This window comes from Labrys sp. E2SS-1L (assembly GCF_057073705.1).
In genome coordinates, this window is record NZ_CP172712.1 from 1,204,438 (window position 1) to 1,225,285 (window position 20,848).

The 20,848-nt window shown below is 64.8% G+C and carries 19 protein-coding genes; 11 read left to right on the plus strand and 8 right to left on the minus strand.

All coding sequences use genetic code 11. The features are described from left to right. Window positions 1–69: 69 nt before the first annotated feature. From ACIGJE_RS05490 to ACIGJE_RS05515, 6 genes are all read right to left on the minus strand, one after another. Window positions 70–768: a hypothetical protein gene (locus ACIGJE_RS05490; RefSeq protein WP_311939033.1), complete on the minus strand. Its 699-nt coding sequence runs from the start codon at window positions 766–768 to the stop codon at window positions 70–72. A 111-nt stretch (window positions 769–879) separates the two neighbouring features. Further along, on the minus strand, window positions 880–2,385 hold the full coding sequence (gene dnaA, locus ACIGJE_RS05495; RefSeq protein WP_483679490.1) for a chromosomal replication initiator protein DnaA: 1,506 nt from the start codon (window positions 2,383–2,385) through the stop codon (window positions 880–882). Window positions 2,386–2,474: 89 nt separating this feature from the next. Next, on the minus strand, window positions 2,475–2,921 hold the full coding sequence (locus ACIGJE_RS05500; RefSeq protein ID WP_068292959.1) for a rhodanese-like domain-containing protein: 447 nt from the start codon (window positions 2,919–2,921) through the stop codon (window positions 2,475–2,477). A gap of 935 nt (window positions 2,922–3,856) precedes the next feature. After that, entirely contained in the window at window positions 3,857–4,123 is a 267-nt protein-coding gene (gene rpsT / locus ACIGJE_RS05505; protein WP_149253229.1) for a 30S ribosomal protein S20, read from the minus strand. A gap of 157 nt (window positions 4,124–4,280) precedes the next feature. Then, window positions 4,281–5,057 carry a TSUP family transporter gene (locus ACIGJE_RS05510; protein WP_311939177.1) on the minus strand — a complete coding sequence of 259 codons (777 nt, stop codon included), beginning with the start codon at window positions 5,055–5,057 and terminating at the stop codon, window positions 4,281–4,283. A 483-nt stretch (window positions 5,058–5,540) separates the two neighbouring features. Beyond that, complete coding sequence (locus ACIGJE_RS05515) at window positions 5,541–9,602, minus strand: Pls/PosA family non-ribosomal peptide synthetase (RefSeq protein WP_483679493.1); 4,062 nt, start codon at window positions 9,600–9,602, stop codon at window positions 5,541–5,543. Window positions 9,603–9,819: 217 nt separating this feature from the next. Here ACIGJE_RS05515 and ACIGJE_RS05520 point away from each other — a divergent pair, with 217 nt between their 5' ends. From ACIGJE_RS05520 to ACIGJE_RS05530, 3 genes are all read left to right on the plus strand, one after another. Then, on the plus strand, window positions 9,820–10,155 hold the full coding sequence (locus ACIGJE_RS05520) for a PepSY domain-containing protein (protein ID WP_311939041.1): 336 nt from the start codon (window positions 9,820–9,822) through the stop codon (window positions 10,153–10,155). A 75-nt stretch (window positions 10,156–10,230) separates the two neighbouring features. Next, window positions 10,231–10,896 carry a response regulator transcription factor gene (locus ACIGJE_RS05525; RefSeq protein WP_068292966.1) on the plus strand — a complete coding sequence of 222 codons (666 nt, stop codon included), beginning with the start codon at window positions 10,231–10,233 and terminating at the stop codon, window positions 10,894–10,896. Continuing rightward, window positions 10,893–12,317 carry a sensor histidine kinase gene (locus ACIGJE_RS05530; RefSeq protein ID WP_483679495.1) on the plus strand — a complete coding sequence of 475 codons (1,425 nt, stop codon included), beginning with the start codon at window positions 10,893–10,895 and terminating at the stop codon, window positions 12,315–12,317. The genes ACIGJE_RS05525 and ACIGJE_RS05530 overlap by 4 nt, the downstream gene beginning before the upstream one ends. A gap of 17 nt (window positions 12,318–12,334) precedes the next feature. On the opposite strand, the gene ACIGJE_RS05535 is transcribed toward ACIGJE_RS05530, so the two are convergent. Beyond that, entirely contained in the window at window positions 12,335–12,880 is a 546-nt protein-coding gene (locus tag ACIGJE_RS05535; RefSeq protein ID WP_483679497.1) for a GNAT family N-acetyltransferase, read from the minus strand. Window positions 12,881–13,309: 429 nt separating this feature from the next. Between ACIGJE_RS05535 and ACIGJE_RS05540 the strand changes: the two genes are divergently transcribed. From ACIGJE_RS05540 to ACIGJE_RS05560, 5 genes are all read left to right on the plus strand, one after another. After that, the gene (locus tag ACIGJE_RS05540; protein ID WP_483679499.1) at window positions 13,310–14,443 is read left to right on the plus strand and encodes an ABC transporter ATP-binding protein; all 1,134 of its coding nucleotides are present in this window, start codon (window positions 13,310–13,312) and stop codon (window positions 14,441–14,443) included. Between the two features lie 38 nt (window positions 14,444–14,481). Next, window positions 14,482–15,633, plus strand: a complete 1,152-nt coding sequence (locus ACIGJE_RS05545; RefSeq protein ID WP_483679501.1) for an ABC transporter substrate-binding protein — start codon at window positions 14,482–14,484, stop codon at window positions 15,631–15,633. Between the two features lie 239 nt (window positions 15,634–15,872). Beyond that, window positions 15,873–16,718, plus strand: coding sequence for an ABC transporter permease (locus tag ACIGJE_RS05550; RefSeq protein ID WP_415083001.1), 846 nt, complete (start codon window positions 15,873–15,875; stop codon window positions 16,716–16,718). Beyond that, window positions 16,715–17,557, plus strand: coding sequence for an ABC transporter permease (locus ACIGJE_RS05555; protein ID WP_311939053.1), 843 nt, complete (start codon window positions 16,715–16,717; stop codon window positions 17,555–17,557). The genes ACIGJE_RS05550 and ACIGJE_RS05555 overlap by 4 nt, the downstream gene beginning before the upstream one ends. Window position 17,558: 1 nt before the next feature. Continuing rightward, window positions 17,559–18,080 carry a 2'-5' RNA ligase family protein gene (locus tag ACIGJE_RS05560; protein ID WP_415083004.1) on the plus strand — a complete coding sequence of 174 codons (522 nt, stop codon included), beginning with the start codon at window positions 17,559–17,561 and terminating at the stop codon, window positions 18,078–18,080. Window positions 18,081–18,212: 132 nt separating this feature from the next. Here ACIGJE_RS05560 and mutM read toward each other — a convergent pair whose 3' ends face one another. Continuing rightward, complete coding sequence (gene mutM / locus ACIGJE_RS05565) at window positions 18,213–19,079, minus strand: bifunctional DNA-formamidopyrimidine glycosylase/DNA-(apurinic or apyrimidinic site) lyase (RefSeq protein WP_394312686.1); 867 nt, start codon at window positions 19,077–19,079, stop codon at window positions 18,213–18,215. Between the two features lie 150 nt (window positions 19,080–19,229). Here mutM and ACIGJE_RS05570 point away from each other — a divergent pair, with 150 nt between their 5' ends. From ACIGJE_RS05570 to ubiE, 3 genes are all read left to right on the plus strand, one after another. After that, window positions 19,230–19,487 (plus strand): type II toxin-antitoxin system Phd/YefM family antitoxin, encoded by a 258-nt coding sequence (locus tag ACIGJE_RS05570; RefSeq protein ID WP_311939178.1) that lies wholly within the window; start codon window positions 19,230–19,232, stop codon window positions 19,485–19,487. Next, window positions 19,484–19,867: a type II toxin-antitoxin system VapC family toxin gene (locus tag ACIGJE_RS05575; protein WP_415083006.1), complete on the plus strand. Its 384-nt coding sequence runs from the start codon at window positions 19,484–19,486 to the stop codon at window positions 19,865–19,867. The genes ACIGJE_RS05570 and ACIGJE_RS05575 overlap by 4 nt, the downstream gene beginning before the upstream one ends. Window positions 19,868–19,965: 98 nt before the next feature. Then, the gene (gene ubiE, locus ACIGJE_RS05580) at window positions 19,966–20,721 is read left to right on the plus strand and encodes a bifunctional demethylmenaquinone methyltransferase/2-methoxy-6-polyprenyl-1,4-benzoquinol methylase UbiE (RefSeq protein WP_415083008.1); all 756 of its coding nucleotides are present in this window, start codon (window positions 19,966–19,968) and stop codon (window positions 20,719–20,721) included. Window positions 20,722–20,848: the final 127 nt, after the last annotated feature.

Below are 20,848 nucleotides of genomic sequence, written 5' to 3' on the forward strand. Positions count from 1 at the left end.
CGTTTGCGCCTTTGCCCGGATCGCGCCGGCGATGCAAGGGGGAAGATTGGGGCGCTGGCCCAGCCGACATCAGTCGGGCCGGATCACTGCGTCGCGCGGCGCGATCGTCGTGCCGGTGGAATCGGGGATGAAATCCATGCGGACGTCGACCTTGCGGCTGCAGCCGCTCAGCGTCCAGGTTTCGGACCAGGGAGCCTTGAGGCCGCCGCCCGTTCCTGGCGGTTGGCTCGATGCGGGAGCCTTGGTATCGATGACCAGAAAATTCTTGCAGTCGGCCACGGCGCGCGTGGCGCCGAGATTGGCATAGAGCAGAGCGTCTCGCTGGAGGAGCGGATCGGCGAGCGTGGTGCCGGGCAAGGTGGCGCCGGCCTGGGGTTTGCCGTCCGCCGCCACCGAGAAATAGAGATTGAGCACGGTGTCGTTGCCGCAGCCGCTGACCGGAAAGGATTGTTTCCATCGCCCACTAGCCGGGCTGCCCTGCGGACCGGCGGATACCGGCTGAAGGATGGTGACGGAGGAATCCCGCGCCACCAGCGTCGGACAGCGTGTGAAGATGGCCGGCGGGATGCCTGAAAGGGCTTTGCCGGTGATGTCCCGGTAGCTCTGGCTCGCCATGAAGACTTTCAGGACGCCCATGCCCTGATCATCGTCCTGAACATTGCCCTGAGCGTGGCCGAGCCCCGGCACGACCAGTGCCGCAAGACAGGCGAGCCAGCGGATATGCACGGCCGGAGATGAGATCGGATTCGTCCGTACCGGTCGAGCCATGGATCCACCTCCAGTTCCTGCATCACGCAAGAACTGGGTTAAGCCCATGCATGGCCGATGGCAAGATGTCGGCGATCACCGACATCCCGCCGCCGGACACGCATCGGCATTCTATTCCGAAAGCAGCCGGCGCAGCAGATCCACTTCCTCGGCCAGACCGGTGTCCTTGCCGACCAGGCCCTCGATCTTGCGCACGGCATGCAGCACCGTGGTGTGGTCGCGCCCGCCGAAGCGGCGGCCGATCTCGGGCAGGGAACGCGGCGTCAGCGATTTGGCCAGATACATCGCAACCTGGCGCGGCTTCACCACCGTGGCGGTGCGGCGGAGCGACAGGATGTCGGCGCGGCTGACATTGTAATGCTTGGCGACGATGCGCTGGATGTCCTCGATCTTGACCCGGCGCGGCTCCCGGTTCTTGACGAGGTCGCGGATGGCGGCCTCGGCCGTCTCCAGCGACATGCCCGAGCCGGACAGAGCGGAATGGGCGAGCAGGCGGTTGACGGCGCCATCGAGATCGCGGCCATTGGTCGTGACCTGATGGGCGACATAGGCCACGACATTGTCGGGCACGTCGAAATTGGCGTGATGGGCGCGGGCCGCCTCGATGCGGGCCTTCAGGATCTTGATGCGCAGTTCCTCGTCGAGCGCACCGATCTCCACCACCAGGCCGCCCGACAGGCGCGAACGCACGCGCTCGTCCAGGGTCTCCAGATCCGCCGGCGGCCGATCCGCCGCGACCACGACCTGCTTGCCGCCGTCGATCAGGGCATTGAGGGTATGGCAGAACTCCTGCTGGATCGACTTGCCGGCCAGGAACTGCAGGTCGTCGATGACGAGCAGGTCGATCGCGCGCAGCTTCTCCTTGAAGGCGATGGCGGTCTGCGCCTTCAGCGCGGCGACGAAGCCATACATGAAGCGCTCGGCGGTGAGGTAGAGGGCGCGCTTGCCTTGGGCTTCCGACTGATGGGCGATGGCCTGGATCAGATGCGACTTGCCGAGGCCCACCGAGGCATGGATGAACAGCGGATTATAGGGCAGCGGATCGGCGGCGCCGGCCTTGGCGACCTGCAGGGCAGCGGCATGCGCGAGTGAATTCGAGCGGCCGATGAAATAGGCTTCGAACGACATGCGACGGTCGAGCGGGGAGCCGGAAAGGTCGTCCTCGCGTGCCGGCGTTTCCACCGCCCGCAGGAAGGGGACAGCCGGCTTGGCGGCCGCCGCTTCGCCGATGGGCTTGGCGCATGACGCGGCGTCGCGCGCTGCCGGTGGGCGGGCCACCGCAGTGCGGACATTGAGCGCGATATGGGCCGTGCCCGGCAGTTCGGCCGACAGGAGGCCAAGGATCTTGTCGATGTAGTGAGCCTGGATCCAGCTGCGCAGGAACCGGGTCGGCACCGACAGATTCACGGTGTCGTCGATGACGGCGTCGAGTTCCAGGCGGGCGAACCAGCTGGAAAACACGTCCTCGCCATATTCGGCACGCAGGCGGCGCTTGACGCGATCCCAGGCCGCTGCCGGCTGGATGGCGCCATCGGCGAAGGAGGAATCGGAATCCAGGCCGGAAACGGTTTTTGCGGTTTGGCTGGCAATGACTGACAGGCGTTCGCTCGAGGTCATAGGGCTATCGTCTGGCAAAATGAGTTCAAGAAACAGCTCCGGCCTTTTCCGGTCCTGGACCGGCGGCTGCAGAGCGCGAATTGGTTTTTTTAGGACTGGATCCAGGGCAAACCGGAGGCTTTCCAGCCTTCGACAATGCCACGATGCCGCGAGGCATCCATCGGGCCCTCGAAGCCCGCGGCTATGTTGCGAGCACCCTTCCAACCGGCAGCCAGCATAGCCTGGGCGGCCGCCAGCGAACGAGCGCCCGAACGGCAGAGAAACAGGACGGGCTGGTCCTGTCCGACGCCGCGGCGCTCGAGTTCGCGCTCGAGCTGGGAGACGAAATCGGTAGCGACTTCCATGCTGGGGTAGCGCTGCCACTCGGCGAGGACGGGTTCCTTGCCGAGCGCGGAGAGGTCGGGAACGCCAACGAACGACCATTCGGCCCGGGTACGGACATCGACAAGCTGTGCCTTAGGCTGCTGGCTGAGGAGCTCATAGGCTTCCTGCGCCGAAACGTCTCCCGCATAGTCATTCAACCACCCCGACGACATGACACCCCAATTCCGTCTTCTTCAGACTTCGTTCGTAATTATACACAACATGCCGTGTAACGCCGGCACGGGACGCTTCACCAGAAGGTCCATCTCATTATTGGTCTCGAAAGCAGCAATCGAATGCCGACGCTATTACCTTACTGTTTTCAAAACTATACGTAGCCATCAAAGCATACCTCACCGATGCCCCGGAATGGACGGTCGTCCGCTCGCAATATCGGGAAGGAACCTACACATGACCCGTTCCGAGAAAAAACATACCGAACCGGCCCAGTCGGGTGCAACAGGCAAATCTCAATGATTCGTTAATGGCCCCTCAATGTTCTCGATTCGGACAGCAGGCGCTTTGACTGCCGCAGCCGCAAGGTGTTGAGGAGTCGACGGAATCATGGAGGCGGCAAAATGACTCAAAAATATTCGTTTCGGATGCGTAAAGATTGCGAGGCTTCGTAATTTGCCCGGCGCGTGCCGGGATGGCTGCCGGGCCACTTTCCTCTTATCCCATAAGACTATGAAATATATAGGAAAATTTTGACCGGCTACCGAGGGGGGATGGGCATGGCAGCCAAACCTTGAGTCAAGCGGAAAGATTGCCCAGTTCATTGTTGTTAGTAATATTATACCTCCACCATCAAATATTGTTACGAGACAATGACAATCATGGGTCGCGGTTTCCGGCTGCGCTCGCCCCGGAACAAATGTTTCCAGGACGCCGTTGAGGGGCCGTGTCCGGAACGCGGACCGAGGGGGGACGGAGCCGGAACGATGGCGAGCGGCCCCCGAAAGGCCGTGGGCCCGAGCGTGGTACGGGCCTCCGGCCGGGAAGGGCCGAACAACAAAAACCCGGCTTTGGGGGCCGGGTTTCTTCACCTAAGGGAAATTAAATAAAGTGGCTCGGTCGCCTGTCTCTATTCGACGTCCCGCCGTTCGGCTCAGGCGCTGAGCTTCTTCACGGCATGGGCCAGGCGCGACACCTTGCGCGACGCCGTGTTGGCCGGCAGCACGCCCTTCTGGGCAGCGCGCATGATTTCCGGCTCGGCGCTCTTCAGCGCAGCAGCAGCCTTGGTCTGGTCGCCGGCAGCGACGGCTTCCTCGACATTACGGATGAAGGTGCGCATACGCGAGCGGCGCGCCTTGTTTACTGCGGTGCGCACTTCGATCTTGCGCGTAGCCTTCTTGGCCGACTTCGTATTGGCCATGATCCCTGCCTGTTAAGCCGGCCGCATCCATAACGATCCCGAAAGATCGCCGAAAGGCCGTGCGTTGCCTGAAAATGATAAGCCGCGAGCGCTGCGGGCGCTCGCTATTGGAAGGCGGCTCTTTACATCCCAATGGCTTCGGCGTCAACGACGGACTTCACTGAAACAGCGAAATAACGGCCTGATGCAAGGGATTGGCCGGGTCGAGCAGCAATTTGACGGCCACCGAGCAGCACACCAGCACCAGAAGGGGCCTGATCACCCGCGCGCCCTGGCGCACCGCCATATAGGAGCCGGCCTGGGCTCCGAGGAACTGGCCCACGCCCATGACCAGGCCGACCACCCAGACGATCTTGCCCGCCAGGATGAACAGGATCAGCGAGGCGAAATTGGAGGTGAAGTTGAGGAGCTTGGTGTTGGCGGTGGCATGGATGACGCCATAGCCGCACAGCGCCACGAAGGCGAGCATGAAGAAGGAGCCGGTTCCCGGGCCGAACAGGCCGTCATAGAAGCCGATGAGAGGCGCCATGGTAAGGGTGAACAGGCCTGGGCTCATACGGGCCCTGCCGTCCTCGATGCCGGCCTTGGGCGAGAAGCGGGAGGAGAAGGCGAAATAGAGCGCCATGGCGATCAGCAGCACCGGCAGAGCCGCCGAGAGCAGTGACAGCGGTGCGACGCTGACGGCAGCCACGCCCAGGCAGGCGCCGAGCAAAGTCGTCACCACCATCCAGCGTGTCTGATGAAAGGCGATATGGCCGCGCCGGGCGAAGGCGATCACCGCCGAGCCCGAGCCGAAGCTCGACTGCAGCTTGTTGGTGGCGAGGGCCGCTACCGGGTCGAGCCCGGAAAGCAGCAGGGCTGGAATGGTCAGGAGGCCGCCGCCGCCGGCGAGGGCATCGACGAAGCCGGCCACCAGGCCGACGGCGCCCAGCATGGCGATGAGGGTCCACGTCAATTCCACGAGCGAAGGTCTTCCTTCCAAGAGGCCTGCAGCCGGCACGCTTGGAGGTCCGGAAGGCGGGAGAGCCTCCGGCTAGGCCATTGCAGGGCGCTTGGCAAGCCATTCGCGCCGTTGGAAGCGGCGACGGCAAGGACTCAAGGGAGTTGTCGGACGATCCGCTCTTGGAAACGCTACGCCTGCAGATAAGGAGAGCGGACGGGGACATCCATAGGCGCTAAGATAAGGCGAGAGGCGCGAGGCCGGCCCCCCTTCGCCCCGTTTACGGGGAGAAGGTAAGGATGAGGGGCGGCGCGACCTCACAAACTGACGCCTTCCGTAGCCCCTCACCTCCATCCTCTCCCCGTAAACGGGGCGAGGGGGCTCATATGTCGAGCTCGATCTCCAACTGCCTCATCTCGCCCAACCCCTTATCTTAGCGCCTATGGACGGGGACGTCCGCGCTCCCAGGAGTGGAGCCTATTCGGCCGCCTCGGCCAGGACGGGATTGAGAGTGGCGTCCTCGGCTTCGGCGCTTGCCGGGGCGAGGGCCTGGGGCTGGGCCGGAATGCCGGTCCACACCGTCGAGGCCGGGAGCGCCTCGCCCTTCATGATCAAGGTCAGCAGCTCGACCTGGGCGAAGGGGCCGATCTCGGTGTCGTAGAGCACGGTCGCGCCGGTGCCGATCGTGGCGCCGCGGCCGATGCGGATGCGACCCACCTTCATCACCCGGTCCTCATAGAGGTGGGTCTGCGGGCAGGCGCCCATGTTGAGCACGGCATGGTCGCCGATCTCGGTGCAATCGAACTCGCAGATGTCGGTGGTGTTGATCCAGGTGCCCCTGCCGATCTTGGCGCCGAAGGGGCGCAGCAGCCAGGGCAGGAAGGGCGTGCCCCGGAGATAGTCGAGCAGCATCTTGCTGGCGAGGCCGCCATAGATCACCGCAACGCCTTCCGTGCGCATGGCCCACCAGGACCACATCGGCCGCATCATCGGCTTGTAGGTACCGATCAGGAGCCATTTGACCGCGACGGCGGCCAGATACATCAGGCCGGAGATGGCGAGACCTGCGATCAGGAAGATGCCGATGGCGGCCAGCCAGGCACCCTCAGAGATCACCGAGGCCAGTATGTCGGCGGTGATGTAGGCGGCGGCGATCAGCACCGCCGTCGGCAGTGAGGTGTGCAGCGTCTCGAACACCACGCGCAGGAGCTTCATGCGGAAGGGAGGCGCATAGGTGGTGCCGGCGGCGGCCGCCACCTTCTGGCGGGTCGGCATGGCGATGGGGGGGCTGCCGAGCCAGGTCTCGCCGGTGCCGACCTTGAGGGAATCGGGCAGGCGCGACTTGATGCCGATCAGCGCATCGTCTTCAACCACCGAACCCTGCGACACCACTGAGGAATTGCCGAAGAAGCAGCGGTCGCCCGTCTTCAGGCGCTTGAGGATCATGCGGCCATTGCGGATTTCCTCGTCGCCGAAAATGGTCTCGTCGCCGATGAAATTGTCGCGGCCCATCTCGATCAGGTCGTAGCGCCCGGCAAAGCTGGCCGAGATCTCGGTGCCCTTGCCGATCTTGGCGCCCATCATGCGATACCAGTTGCGCATGAACACGGTGGCATAGAGCGAGTTGAGGGTTTCCAGGAGGGATTCGGTGGAAAGGCCGATCACCCATTTGCGGAAATAGAGCGAACCGAAGATCGAATAGGAGCCCTCGCGCACCTTGGGCAGCAGCAGCCAGCGCAGGGCCACCATCACCGCCATCGAGACCACGATCAAGGCGAGCGCCGCCGGCCAGGCCGCGACCGCCACCAGGCTCCAGGACAGGGGCTGATCGGGATCGGCGCCGAACAGGGCTTCGACTTCCGAGAACAGCGAGAAGGCCGGGAAGATCGGCAGGAGGCCGATGACCAGGCACAGATTATAGGCGATGAAATAGCCGATGGCCTGCACGAAACGGCCGAAACGGCCGAGATGGGGATGGTCGGCCGGATCGTCCTGCTCGGCAGGGCCGATTTCAGCGGCAGGCGCGCCTTCCCAATGGGTGCCCGGTGCCACCATCGTGCCCTGCGGCAGGGCCGTGAGGTCGCCGATCTCGGCGCCGTCCCCGATGACGACGTCGCCGCCGATCACGCTGCCATTGCCGATGCGTGCACCGGTGCCGATCTCGATGCGCCCGACATGCACCTCGTTGCCGATCACCTCGACATTGGCGAGCTTGAGCTTGGTGCCGAGGCTCGCCCGGTCGCCGATGGTGACGAGGTCGATGGCGCCCTCCTCGAAATCGTCGATCATGGCGTCATGACCGATGCGGGCACCGAGGGCGCGCAGATAGACGCGGATGAGGGGCGAGCCCTTGAGGAATTTCGGCGTGGTGAGCTGCACGATGCGCTGCATCAGCCAGATGCGGAAATAATAGGCGCCCCAGAGCGGATAGACGCCCGGCCTGGTGCGGCCGATCACCAGCCATTTCAGGCCGATGACGGCGAGCTTGGTGGCGAGGTTGAGGCAGATATAGACCCCGCACAGCACGGCGAGCTCGGTCAGGATGGAAGCGTTGTCGCCCACCAGCAGCATGCTGGCGAGCAGGAGGCCGATCCATTGCACCGAGACCAGAGCGACGATGAAGGGCAGCGTGACGGCCTGGGCCAGGCCGCACAGGAAGCGCCGGGCGAGCGGCACCGGCTCGAAACTGCGGTCCGGCGGTGGCGCCGCCGCTGCAGCAGCCGCGCTCTCGTCCAGGGCCCTGGCGAGATTGCGCAGGGTGCGATGGGTATAGAGGTCGCGGATCGCGATCCCCGACAAGGCCGGCACGCGGCGGACCTCGGAGACGAAGCGCGCCGCCAGCAGCGAGTGGCCGCCGAGGTCGGTGAAGAAATCGGCCTCGAAGTCGACCGCCGGGGCGCGCAGCAGTTCCTGCGCAGCCTTGAGCAACTGGGCTTCGGTCCAGGAGCGTGGAGGTTCCTGCTCGCCGGCCGTGGCCTGGCGTTCCGGCACCGGCAGAGAGGAGAGCGCCTTGCGGTCGACCTTGCCCGACGGCAGCACGGGCAGCGCGTCATGGAGCTGGAAGGCCGAGGGCAGCATGTAGCGCGGGATCTTGGCAGCAAGGTCACGCTTGATGCGGTCGAGATCGATCTCGCCCCGCGGCACCAGATGGGCGACCAGCGTATCGCCGGCCTCGCTCTGGTTGGCCGTCACCACCGCGGTGCGGATGGCGGGATCGGCGGCCAGCAGGCTTTCGATCTCGCCGAGCTCGATGCGATAGCCGCGGATCTTGACCTGGCTGTCGATGCGGCCCTGGAAGACGATCCGTCCGTCCGGCTTGAGGCTTACCGCATCGCCGGTGCGGTAGAGCACCGGGTCGGAGCCGTCCAAGGCAAAGGGATTGGCAATGAACTTGGCCGCCGTCATCTCCGGCAGGTTGAGATAGCCCATGGCCACGCCCGGGCCGCCCACCAGCAATTCGCCGGTCTCGCCGGGCGCCAGCAGGTTGAGCTGATCGTCGACGACATAGGCGGTGTAATTGGGGATCGGGCGCCCGATCGTGATGTCCTCGCCGGCTTCCAGCTCGGTCGAGGTCGCCACCACCGTGGTCTCGGTGGGGCCATAGGTGTTGAGCAGGCGCCGGCCGGGCCGGGCAAAGCGGGCGACCAAAGCGGGCGGGCAGGCTTCGCCGCCCAGGATGATGGTGTTCAGCCCGGCGACGTCGCGACTGAGCATGGACAGCAGGGTCGGCACCGTATCGATCACGGTGATGCCCTCGGCTTCCAGCATCTGGGGCAGGGCGTCGATGTCCTGCAGCACGGCCGCGCTGGCGATCTTCAGCGTGGCGCCGACCATATAGGGAATGAAGATCTCTTCCAGCGAGAGGTCGAAGGCGATCGAGGCCTGCTGGAGCACCACGTCATCGGCCGCGATGCGCAGGCGTTCGTTGCCGGCGCGCAGATAGTGGCAGATGTTGCGATGAGAGACCTTGATGCCCTTGGGCTTGCCGCTGGTGCCGGAGGTATAGATGGCATAGGCCGCATCGGTCAGGGCGGGGGCAGGACCGGCGGGAACCTCGCGGCGTGTGTCCTCGAGCAGGGCTTCGAGCGTTACCGTCCCGGCCTCGACGGCGGCATATTTCTCGGCCTGCGGCGCATGCGAGATCAGAAGGCCCGCGCCGGCATCGGCAAGGCTCGCCGTCACCCGCTCGGGCGGGATGTCGGCATCGAAGGGAATGAAGCTGGCACCGCTCTTGATCAGGCCAAGCAGCGCGACATGCAGGTCGATCGAGCGCTGGAACCAGAGGCCGACGAACATGCCGGCGCCGACGCCGCGGCGGGCCAGGGCGGCGGCGACCCGATCGGAGCGCTCGTCGAGCTCGCGATAGGTCAGGCGCTCGCCGGTGCCGATCGCACCGAGGGCCTGCTTGTCGGGAAAGGCCGCGGCGGACGCCTTGAAGATCGTCGCCAGGGTTTCGTCGCGGAGAAGGTCGGGACGCTGCTCGCCGCGAACCACGGCGAGGGGCCCGGCGGCATTTACTGGTACAGGAAAAGACAACACACGCGTAATCCTTCGGCCGGCGATTCGGATGGTGGCCAAAATCGTTTCCAGCTATTCTAGCGAGATGCGCGTTGCGAGCGTCTGACAGCGCCTGCAAGCCAATTGCAAGCTTGGTTTCGGTAGACTGTCGATCGGGAAACTGTGAGTGACTCAACAGTTGCGGAATGCCCGGCGAGGCCCGTCGGGAGCCTTGCCAGCTACTCTGCTTAGGAGATTCATGACGGCTTTTAGCGCCAAGGCTTTTAGCATTAGGTCCGGCGCCTGTGCCGGACTGCTGCTGACAATCGCTTGCTTCATGCCGCCGCTCGAAGCGGCGATGGCCGGCCCTGCTCATCACGGCCAGCCCAGCGGCGTGTTGATCCGCCGCCCCGGGGCACATTCGTTCAAGGATATTTCCGCGGCGGTGGCCCGCGAGGTGCCGGGCCGCATTCTGCGCGTGCGCGAGCTGCGCCGCGGTGGGCGCCTGCTCTACATGGTCCGCGTTCTCAGGCCGGACGGCAAGAGGCGCGACGTGCTCGTCGATGCGGTGACACTGGCCTTGGTCGATAAATAGGCCTAATGTCCGGCCCGGCTCGGCAACGCATTGAGCGCCCGGCCAGTTCCGCCCACGAGATCCCAGCCCCGAACCATGCGTATTCTGGTCGCCGAAGACGAACGAGCCATCGTCGACGATATCCGTCGCAGTCTCGAAGCCCAGCAATATATCGTGGTGACGGTGTTCGATGGCGAGGAGGCGCTCTTCGCCGGCGAGAACGAGCATTTCGACCTGGTGATCCTCGACCTCGGCCTGCCCAAACTCGACGGGCTGACGGTGCTCAGGCGCTGGCGCTTGGCGCGGCGCGGCATGCCCGTGCTCATCCTCACCGCGCGCGACGATTGGCGTGACAAGGTCGACGGCATGGATTCGGGCGCCGACGATTATTTGACCAAGCCCTTCCGCATGGAGGAATTGCTCGCGCGCGTCCGGGCCCTGGTCCGGCGTGCCTCCGGCCAATCCTCCCCCGTTCTGTCGAATGGCGTGCTGGAGCTCGACACCCGCCAGCGCGCCGTCTCCTTCTATGGCAGCCCGGTGCAGGTGACGCCGCTGGAATATCGCCTGCTGGCCTATCTCCTGCACAATGCGGGCACCGTGATGTCGCAGTCGCAGATCACAGATTCAATCTACGACCAGGATGTGGAACATGATTCCAATGCCCTCGAAGTCGTGGTCGCCCGCCTGAGGCGCAAGCTCGACAACAGCGTGATCGAGACGCGCCGCGGCCAGGGCTACGTCATCCCGGCCGAGCCTCAGTGACCGTGACCTCCTTCTCCCTCAGGCGGCGCATGCTGCTCGGCTCGGTGGTGGCGATCGTGGTTGCCACCATCCTGGCCGGCATCGGCATCGATGCCATCTCGGGCCTGGCGATCCGGGCTCTCGAACTGTCCGAGATCGAGGACGAGATGCGCCTCTTGCTCGGCAGCATCGAGGTCAATGCCTCCAACCAGCTCACCATCGACGAGGGGCCGCAGGATCCGCGCTTCGAATTGCCCAATGGCGGGCTCTATTGGCAGGTCGGCCGGGGCGGCAATGTCGAGTTGCGCTCGCAGTCGCTGTGGGACCAGGGGTTGCCCTGGTTGCAGGCGACGGCAGCCAAGGGCGGCGGCAAGGTCAATGATCTCGTCGGGCCGAATGGCAGCCAGCTCCTGGCGGTCGAACGCTCGATCGTCATCTCGACCGCGAGCGGCGACCAGACCGTCAATGCCCTGATCGCCCTCGACAATGCCCAGCTCTCGCCGGTGAAATGGCGCTTCTTCTATGCGATGGCGCCCTCGCTCGCCGTGCTGATGGCCGCCCTGCTCGGGGCGGTGATCGCCTTCCTGCGCTACGGCTTCCGCCCGCTCGACAAGCTCAGCGTCGAGTTGCTGTCGCTGCGCAGCCGCCCGGCCCGCAAGATCAGCGGGCGCTATCCCGACGAGATCCAGCCGCTGATCGACAACCTCAATGCACTGATCGCCTCCCGCGAGGCGCAGCTCATCGAGGCGCGCAGCCGGGCGGGCGATCTCGCCCACGGCCTGAAGACGCCGCTTGCCGTGCTGGAGGCCACTGCACGCTCCCTGGCCGATAGCGGGCAGGCCACCGCGGCCAATGCCATCCGTGACGAAGTCTGGCGCATGGATGCCCAGGTCAAGCGCACTCTGGCGGAGGCGCGGGCGAGTCTCGCAGCGGCGCAATTGTCGGGACGCGTCGACACCCATGCCGTGCTGTCCAAGCTGGTCTCGACCATGCACAAGCTCTCGCGCGACAAGGACATGACGTTCGGCCTCGAAGCCCCGCAGGGCATCGTGATCGCCATGGATGAGAGCGATTTCACCAACATCGCCGGCAATTTGCTGGACAATGCCCGCAAATGGGGAAATTCCCAGGCAAGGGTGCGCCTGATGGCGCAGACGGCTTCGCCCGTCATCCTCTTGTCGATCGAGGATGACGGGCCCGGCCTGCCGCCCGATGCCGAAAAGTCCTTCATCGAGCGGGGCAAGCGCCTCGATGAGACCGTGCGCGGCACCGGCTTTGGCCTCGCTATCGCCAAGGACATCGTCGAGGCCTATGGCGGCGAGCTTCATATCGCCAAATCGAGCCTCGGCGGCCTCGGCGTCGAGGTGCACCTGCCCAAGCGGCTTGTCGTCACCGACACGGGTGATGACGATCCTGCCGCCGAGGGGCGACCTTCCGCCTGAGACCCGGTAGTTGCCGCTCACAATGCGAGCCGCATCACCTGCCGCCGCGAGCCTGCTTTGCCGGCGGGAACAAAGCCGCGCCCTGCGAACAGCTCGACAAACCCCATGAAACGATAGCTGGGCGAGCTGGGATCGACCGGATAGGCTTCGACCACCTGGGCGCCCTGGCCGCGGGCATAGGCGATGGCGGCATCGAGCAAGGCGTGCGACAGGCCGGCCTTGCGGTGGTCGCGGCGGACAAAGAAGCAGGTGATCGACCAGATGCCCGTCTCCCCATCGTCCTGGTCGGACGAGAGCCTGAGGAAGCTCTCGCGCGGCGCCACGGAGCACCAGCCAACGGGCTCGTCGTCGAGATAGCCGAGAAGGCCGATCGGAACGCGGGTCTGAACGCGATGATGGAGCGCCTGCTTGCGGGCGGCATTGTCGGCCGAACCGCGCTCTTCCATTGGCCGCCAGGCCATGCACCAGCAATATTTCGGCGCACCCCTGCCTTCGAACAGTGCCTCGAAGTCGGACCAGTTGGCGGCTGTAACGGGTCGGGCGGCGAACGTCGGAGCGATCATGCCGGCTGTCCCCCTGACTGTCTGCTGCGCCGGCTTCACCCATGCTCGGCTCCCTGCGGTCCAATCTCCGGCATTTGGGGCGGCGCTGCCAGCCGTGATTTTGGATCCCTGCCAGGCGAACCGTCATATGGCTGTCACCTCGAAGCGGCAGGGATAAAACGTGGCATTGCTCCTGCACAGCTGTGCAAGAAGGAATAGGCCCGTCGCTAAATTCGTTTCCACGCCATGGGAGCGGATTTCAACCTCTCAGGACCGGGCGGATGGTTTCAATGGAATGGCTCTGCGCTATTGACAGGAGTTTCGCGCAGAGCGAGCATTGCACAGCTGTGCAATCAGACATGGCGATGAGGAAACGAGAGGGAACGGTGTCCGCTGCAGGCTTCTTGCCTGAGCCGAGGACGCCGGGACCTGCCCGCGGGAGGTTGCGCCGTGAAGCCGAGTGATCAGCCCCTGGTGGCGACCCCAACGACGCCGGTGCGGCAACCCTTGCTCGAGGTCGACAGGGCCTCGGTGCGGCTCGGCAACACCCAGGTCTTCGACAATCTCAGCCTCACGGTCGGCGAAGGCGAATTCGTCGCGCTGCTCGGCTCGTCCGGTTGCGGCAAGACCTCGCTCCTGCGCACCATTGCCGGTTTCATCCAGCCGCGCGCTGGCACCGTCCGCGTGCGGGGACGCGACATCACCAGCGAGCCGCCCGACCGGCGCGGCATGGCGCTGGTGTTCCAGACCTATGCGCTTTGGCCGCATATGACGGTGGCGCAGAATATCGGCTACGGCCTCAAGCTGCGCCGGCTGCCGCGTGCGGAGATCGCCGCCAAGGTCGCTGAGATCGCCGCTCTGCTGGGTCTATCCGGGCTGGAGGAGCGCAAGCCGGCGGCTCTCTCCGGCGGCCAGCGCCAACGCGTGGCGCTCGGGCGAGCGCTTGCCGTCAGCCCCGATATCCTGCTGCTCGACGAACCCCTGTCCAATCTCGACGCGCGCATCCGCCTCACGGTGCGCCAGGAGATCAGCGCCCTGCAGCGCCGGCTCGGCATCACCGCCATCCATGTCACGCATGACCGCGAGGAGGCCATGGTGATGGCCGATCGCATCGTCATTCTCGATGCTGGCAGGATCGCGCAGATCGGCACGCCGGAAGAGGTCTACAACCAGCCGGCTTCCGCCTTCGTCGCCGCCTTCATGGGGGCCGAGAACAGGCTGCGCCTCAACGCCGGCCCGGCGACGGAGGGCGATGGCCGGCTGCGGCTTCAAGCCCAGGGCGGCCCGCCCGCTCTGGTCGCGACCGTACGGCCGGCCGTGCCGGGGCCCTGCATCGCCCATTTCCGCTCCGAGGCGGCCGAACTGCACGAGGCCTCTGCCGCGGCGGAGCCGACCGCCGGTTTCCTCGCCCTGCCCGGTGAGGTTGGCCAGGTCAGTTTCCCGGGCGGGTTCTGGCGTCACGTCGTGGCCACACCGGCCGGTGCCCTGGTCGTCGACGCGCCCAAGGCCTGGCCCGCCGGTTCGAAGGTCGATGTTCATATCCCTCAGACAGGCCTGTTCGTCTTTCCCGACGAGCAAGGCTGAATTGCCATAAGAGACACATAAGAGACAGGAGAGTTTGGATGAGACTGACAGCATTGTCCGCCGTCGCGGGGCTGCTTGCCGCCGCGTTGCCCCTGGCAAGCACCACGGCATCGGCCGAGGAGCTGACGGTGATCACGGCGGGTGACCAGAACATGGTCGACTACGTCAATAATTTCCTGGCCCCGGCCTTCGAAAAGCAGAATCCCGGCACCACGGTGCGCGTGGTCGGCACCGGCCCCGGCGATGCCGGGTCGCAGAAGATCGTCGAGCGCCTCGATGCCCAGAAGAAGGCCGGCAAGGAGGTCTATGACGTCGATGTCGCCGTCATCCACGAGAAGGTGGCGGGCAAGCTGGTCCAGGACGGGCTGCTCGACAAATATCGCGGCAATATCGATACCGGCAAGCTGGTGACGCGCACCAATGCCAAGCTGGCGCTTGGGGCCGATGTCGACGGCTATGTCATGCCGATGTTCAACAGCCAGACCGCCATCGCCTACAATCCGGACCTGGTGGCCAATCCACCCAAGACCTTCGACGAGCTGGTGGCCTGGACCGAGAAGAACCCCAAGCAGTTCGGCTATAACGGCATCAAGGGCGGTGCCTCCGGCGTCTCCTTCGTGATCAGCTGGATCTACAATTATGCCGGCGACGCCAAGGTCCTGCAGGAAGGTCCCTATGACGCCAATGAAAAGACCAAATGGGACGACGCCTTCGCCAAGCTCAAGGCCTTCAACAAGAATGTCGCGCTGACCCCCGGCAATGCCGGCACGCTCGACATGCTCAGCCGCGGCGAGATCGCCATGGGCGCGGTGTGGGTCGACATGTTCTATTCCTGGAAGGCCAATGGCCAGCTGCCGCCGACCATGAAGCTGGTGCTGCCGGCGCCCGGCATGCCCGGCCAACCGATGCATTACGTCATCCCCGGCAAGACCGCCCACAAGGCCCTGGCGGAGAAGTTCGTCGCGCTCGCCACCAGTCCCGAGGTCCAGGCCAACGGTATCGTCAAGCAGTTCAACTGGTATCCGGGCATCGACGCCAAATATGTCCAGGACAAGCTCGACCCGGCGATCTGGCAGAAGCTGTTCACCGACATCTCGCCCGACGACCTCGCCAAATATGGCAAGTCCTTCCCGATCGGGCCTTACTATGCCGACCTGCTCGAAGCCTATGAGAAGAAGGTGGCGGAGTAGGAGGCTTTTTTCTTCAGCGAAGCTGGGGAGGGCGGTGTTGCCCCTCACCCTTACCCTCTCCCCGTAAGGACGGGGCGAGGGGCGCCGAGCGTTGCGCCTCGCTGCGAGAGGTCGCGCCAGCGGAATAAAGCTCCACATCAAGGTCCCCCTCGCCCCGTCCTTACGGGGAGAGGGTAAGGGTGAGGGGCCGCACAGATCCTGCGGAACCAGCCTTTCTTCAACCCAACCGATCATCAACCATGCCGAGCACAAACACCTCTCCCCGTACCTCCCTCGCCGGCCTGATGCTGGTGGCGCCGGCGCTTGCGGTGGTGATCTTGCTGTTCGTCGTGCCGCTGGCAAGCTCGGTCACCGGATCCTTCGCCACGCCGGAGGGGCCGGGGTTCGGCAATTTCCGCAAGGCCTTCGAGCTTTACTGGACCGACATGGTCTTTTCGGCGGTGATCATCCTGATCTCCACCGCGCTGATCGTGCTGATCGCCGTCGCCATCGCCGGCTATCTCACGCTCGGCAACAACCCTCTGGCGGTTGCGGCCTTGCGCTGGCTCTATCGCTGGCCGCTCTTCGTGCCCTTCATCGTGGTTGGCCAGATCCTGCGGACCTTCCTCGCCAAGAACGGGCTGATGAACAGCCTCCTGGTGAATGCGGACCTGCTGTCGCCGCTGCAGGCTGTCAGCTTCCTCGACTGGCGGGGCATCGTCATCGCCTTCGTCTGGAAGCAGATGCCCTTCGTCACCCTGCTCACCGCCGGTGCCATGGCCTCGCTCGACCGCTCCACCATCGAGGCCGCCCGCAATCTCGGCGCCTCGCGTCTGCGCATCCTCCTGGAGATCGTGGTGCCGCAGGTGGCCTCCACGCTGCTGGTCGGGGCCGTGCTCAGCCTGGTGACGATGATGTCGGTGCTTTCCGTGCCACTGATGATCAACGCGCAATCGCCCACCATGATCACCGCCGACATGGCCTTCCGCATCAATTCCTATGGCGACTACGGCGTCGCCAATGCTCTCGGCCTGCTCTCGCTCGCCTTCACCGGGGCGGTGGCCTGGATCTATCTCAGACAGACCATGAAGGAGAATGCGCGATGAGCGATGCCGGTCACGCGCTTGCCGCCCGCAGCTGGCGAATCGACTGGCTGTGGATCCCGCGCGGCATCGGGCTCGGCCTGCTCGCCTTCGCCATCTTCGGCCCGCTCGCCAATCTCCTGCTGTGGACGGTGGCGGAGCGCTGGTATTTCCCGCATAGCCTGCCGCTGCAATATGGCTTTTCCTTCTGGCCGCGCGTATTCGCGCCGCGCGGCGATGCCCTGGCCTCGCTCGGCACCAGCGTTTCCATCGCGCTGCTCACCGTGGCGCTGTCCCTCGCCCTGGCGGTTCCCGCCGGCTATGCGCTCGCGCGGCTGAAACTGCCTTTCCGCGCCGGCATCCTGCTGCTGCTGCTCCTGCCTCAGGCCTTTCCGAACCTGCCCGTCTACGTCAACATCGCCCGCCTGTTCTACGAGATCGGCCTGAATGGCACGGTGCTCGGCGTCGTGCTCGTCCACACCACCCATGGTCTGGTCTATGCGGTGTGGATCGCCACGGCTTCCTTCTCCGCCGTGCCGGTGGATCTGGAGGAGGCCGCCCGCTCGATCGGCGCCAGCGGGCCGCGCGCCTTTCGCGACGTCGTGCTGCCGCTGGCCGCGCCCGGGCTGATGGCAAGTGCCATCTTCGTTTTCCTGGAATCATTGGACGAATTCACCGGCACCTATTTCGTCGGCGCGCCCGACATCAAGACCATGCCGCTGCTGCTCTATACCGCCAGCGCCGGCGGCAACTACCAGATCGCCTCGATCACGGCTCTGGTGCTGCTGGTGCCCTCCATCGCCTTCATGTTCGTGGTCGAGCGCTTCCTCAGCGCCGACGTGCTGGCCAAGGTCGGGCGCTGAGATGGCCGAGAACATGTATTCCGCCTGGCTGATGCCGGTGGCCGAGGACGAACTCATGCTCGCCGGCATCGTGGCCGAACTGGCGCAGACCTTCGGCACGCCGCGCTTCCAGCCGCATCTGACCCTCGTCGAGGACAGGCTCTGCGAGGAGGACGACCTTGCGCGCCAACTCACCACCGTCGCTGCCGGCATTGCGCCCTTCGCCGCCGATATCCAGGCGGTCGGTACCAGCGACCTGTTCTTCCGAGCCTTCTATGCCCGCTTCGAGCGGGTGGGGCCAGTGCTCGAACTGAAGCGGCGGGCCATCGCTTCGATCGCGGCTTCGGCGATCGAGAGTTTCATGCCGCATGTCTCGCTGGCCTACGGCGTGGAAGACGGGCCGCTCAAACAGGCCGCAGCCAGGGAGGTCGAGGCACATCTTACCGGGCGGGCCGTCCGTTTCGACCGCATCGCCGTGGTTCGGTCGGCACAAAGCATTCCGGTCGAGGATTGGACCGTCGGGGCCGTTATTCCGCTTGGTTGACGAGCTCATGGACAGGGCTGGCGCGGCTCGTCAACACGAGCTTTCCTCCTGGCCCCTGCCAAATCGTTGCAACAGCAAGGTTTGGTTTCGATCCCTCGGTGTTGAGGCATCTGATAACTATAATGAATTTCCTTATTTCTGACAGTGTCGGCACCAATAGGTCGAGCGTCCCGATTGCACCAGGCGCTCGATGGTGCCGCGGCAGTCCGGTGTCGGGCAGGCCTCGCCCTCGCGGTCATAGACGCGGAAACGGTGCTGGAAATAGCCGAGCGAACCGTCGGTGTGCCTGTAATCCTTGAGGGTCGAGCCGCCGGCCTCGACCGCTTCGGCCAGCACCTCGCGGATCACGTCGGAGAGGCGTTCGGCCTGCCCGTCGGCCAGCGTGCCAGCGGCCCGCTCGGGCGCGAGGCCCGCACGATGCAGCGCTTCGCAGACATAGATGTTGCCGAGCCCGGCGATCAGGCCCTGGTCGAGCAAGGCGGCCTTGAGCGGCGCCAGCTTGCCGGCGAACAGGCGGGCGATCGTCTCCCCGCTCAATTCGTTGCCGAGCGGCTCGATGCCCATGGCCTTGAAATGGCGCGAGGTTTCCAGTCCGGTCCGCGGCACCAGATCCATGAAGCCGAAGCGGCGCACATCGTTATAGGTGATGGTGAAGCGGTTGGAGAGGCGGAAGACGACATGGTCGTGCTTGGCGTCCTCCTTGACCTCGTTGGCGAACTCGCCCGGTTCCGCCACGCCGCCATCCGGCGCCGTGATCAGGAAGCGGCCGGTCATGCCCAGATGCATCACCAGTACGTCGCCGGAGGACAGGTCCGCCAGGAGATATTTGGCGCGGCGCCCCATGGAGAGGATGGTCTGGCCGGTAAGGCGGCGGGCGAAACCGGCGGGCAGGGGAAAGCGCAGATCCGGCCGCCGCGCCTCGATCTCGACGAAACGGGCACCGGTCATGGCCGGCTCAAGGCCGCGGCGGACGGTTTCGACTTCGGGTAGTTCGGGCATGATTCCTCCGGCGCGGACTGCCGGCCAGAGATAGGACGAAGGGGAGGCGTTTTCCAGCCAAGCATTCAGCAGGGCGCCCGGCGTCGTTGAAACGGACCATTGAATGGACTAAATAGGATGTCGACCAAACATTCCTGCGAGGACAGCGTCATGCGGATCTCGGTGACCGAGGCGAAGGGACAGCTCACGGACCTTGTTCGCCGCGCACAGGCGGGGGATGAGGTCATTCTGACGCGACATGGTCATGCGGCGGTCCAGCTGGTGCCGGTCAAGCCCCTTGTAGACGCCAAATCCCGCAAGGCGGTGATCGCCGCGGTCCGCCTCAGCGCGGCGGCGAAGGCGACGGCCGGTGCGGATGCTGCCCGTAGCCAGGATTTCCTCTATGACGAGAATGGCTTGCCCCGATGATGGCCGTCGACACCTCGGCCTTGATGGCGATCGTGCTGAATGAACCGCAGGCCGATGACTGCGCGGTCACGCTCGAAACCGAAGATCGCCTACTGATCTCGGCCGGCACGGTGGCAGAGATCCTGATCGTGGCCGGATGCAGGAATGTCCGGGACGAGGTCGATCGCCTGATCGAGGGACTCGGCTTCGAGATCGTCAGCGTAACCTCGGCGTCGGCGCGGCGCATTGCATTGGCCTACGACAAGTGGGGAAAGGGGATACATCCGGCGGGGCTGAACTATGGCGATTGCTTCGCCTATGATGTCGCGAAGGAGTATGGCTGCCGGTTGCTCTATGTCGGGGACGATTTCGCCCGAACGGACATTCAGGGCGTCTTGTGAGCATGAGCTGGAGAAGTGGCGATGTCGTGCCGCATTCTCCTTCCCCCGTCTCGGTTTTGTGCTCTATAGAGGCAGCGACCTTATCCGGAGTTCACCCGATGACCGCCAGCACCGACACTCATTTCGGCTTTTCCACCGTGCGGCTGGAGGAAAAGCAGGGGCTGGTCGACGATGTCTTCCACAAGGTGGCCGCGCGCTACGACCTGATGAACGACCTGATGTCGGGCGGGCTGCATCGGCTTTGGAAGGACGACCTGGTCAACAAACTCAACCCGCCGCGCCAGCGGCCCTTCCGCCATCTCGACGTGGCCGGCGGCACCGGCGACGTTGCCTTCCGCATCGTGAAGGCCGGCGGTGCCGATACGCATGTCACCGTGCTCGACATCAACGGTTCGATGCTGGAAGTCGGCCGCCAGCGCGGCGAGGAGCGCGGCCTGGCCGGCCAGCTCGATTTCGTCGAGGCCAATGCCGAGGAACTGCCTTTCGAGACGGGCAGCTTCGATGGCTACACCATCGCCTTCGGCATCCGCAACGTGCCGCGCATCGACAAGGCGCTGGCCGAAGCCTATCGCGTGCTCAAGCGCGGCGGGCGCTTCCTGTGCCTGGAATTCTCCACCGTCGATCTTCCCGGTCTCGACAAGATCTACGATCTCTATTCCTTCAACCTGATTCCGCCGATCGGCCGCATGGTCACCGGCGATGCCGAGCCCTATCGCTATTTGGTCGAGTCGATCCGCAACTTCCCCAAGCCCGCAGCCTTCTCGGCCATGATCCGGGAAGCCGGCTTCTCGCAAGTCAGCCACCGTTCGCTCACCGGCAACATCGTCGCTATCCATTCGGGCTGGAAGCTGTAGCCGGAAGCACCTGCGATCTTGGGAGCACGTCATTTGCCCGAAATTAATGCTTGTCCGCTGCGATTTTCGGTTGGCGAAGCAGGGTCCTTCGTTGTTCGATAGGCACAATCGAACAATGTGGGGGCGG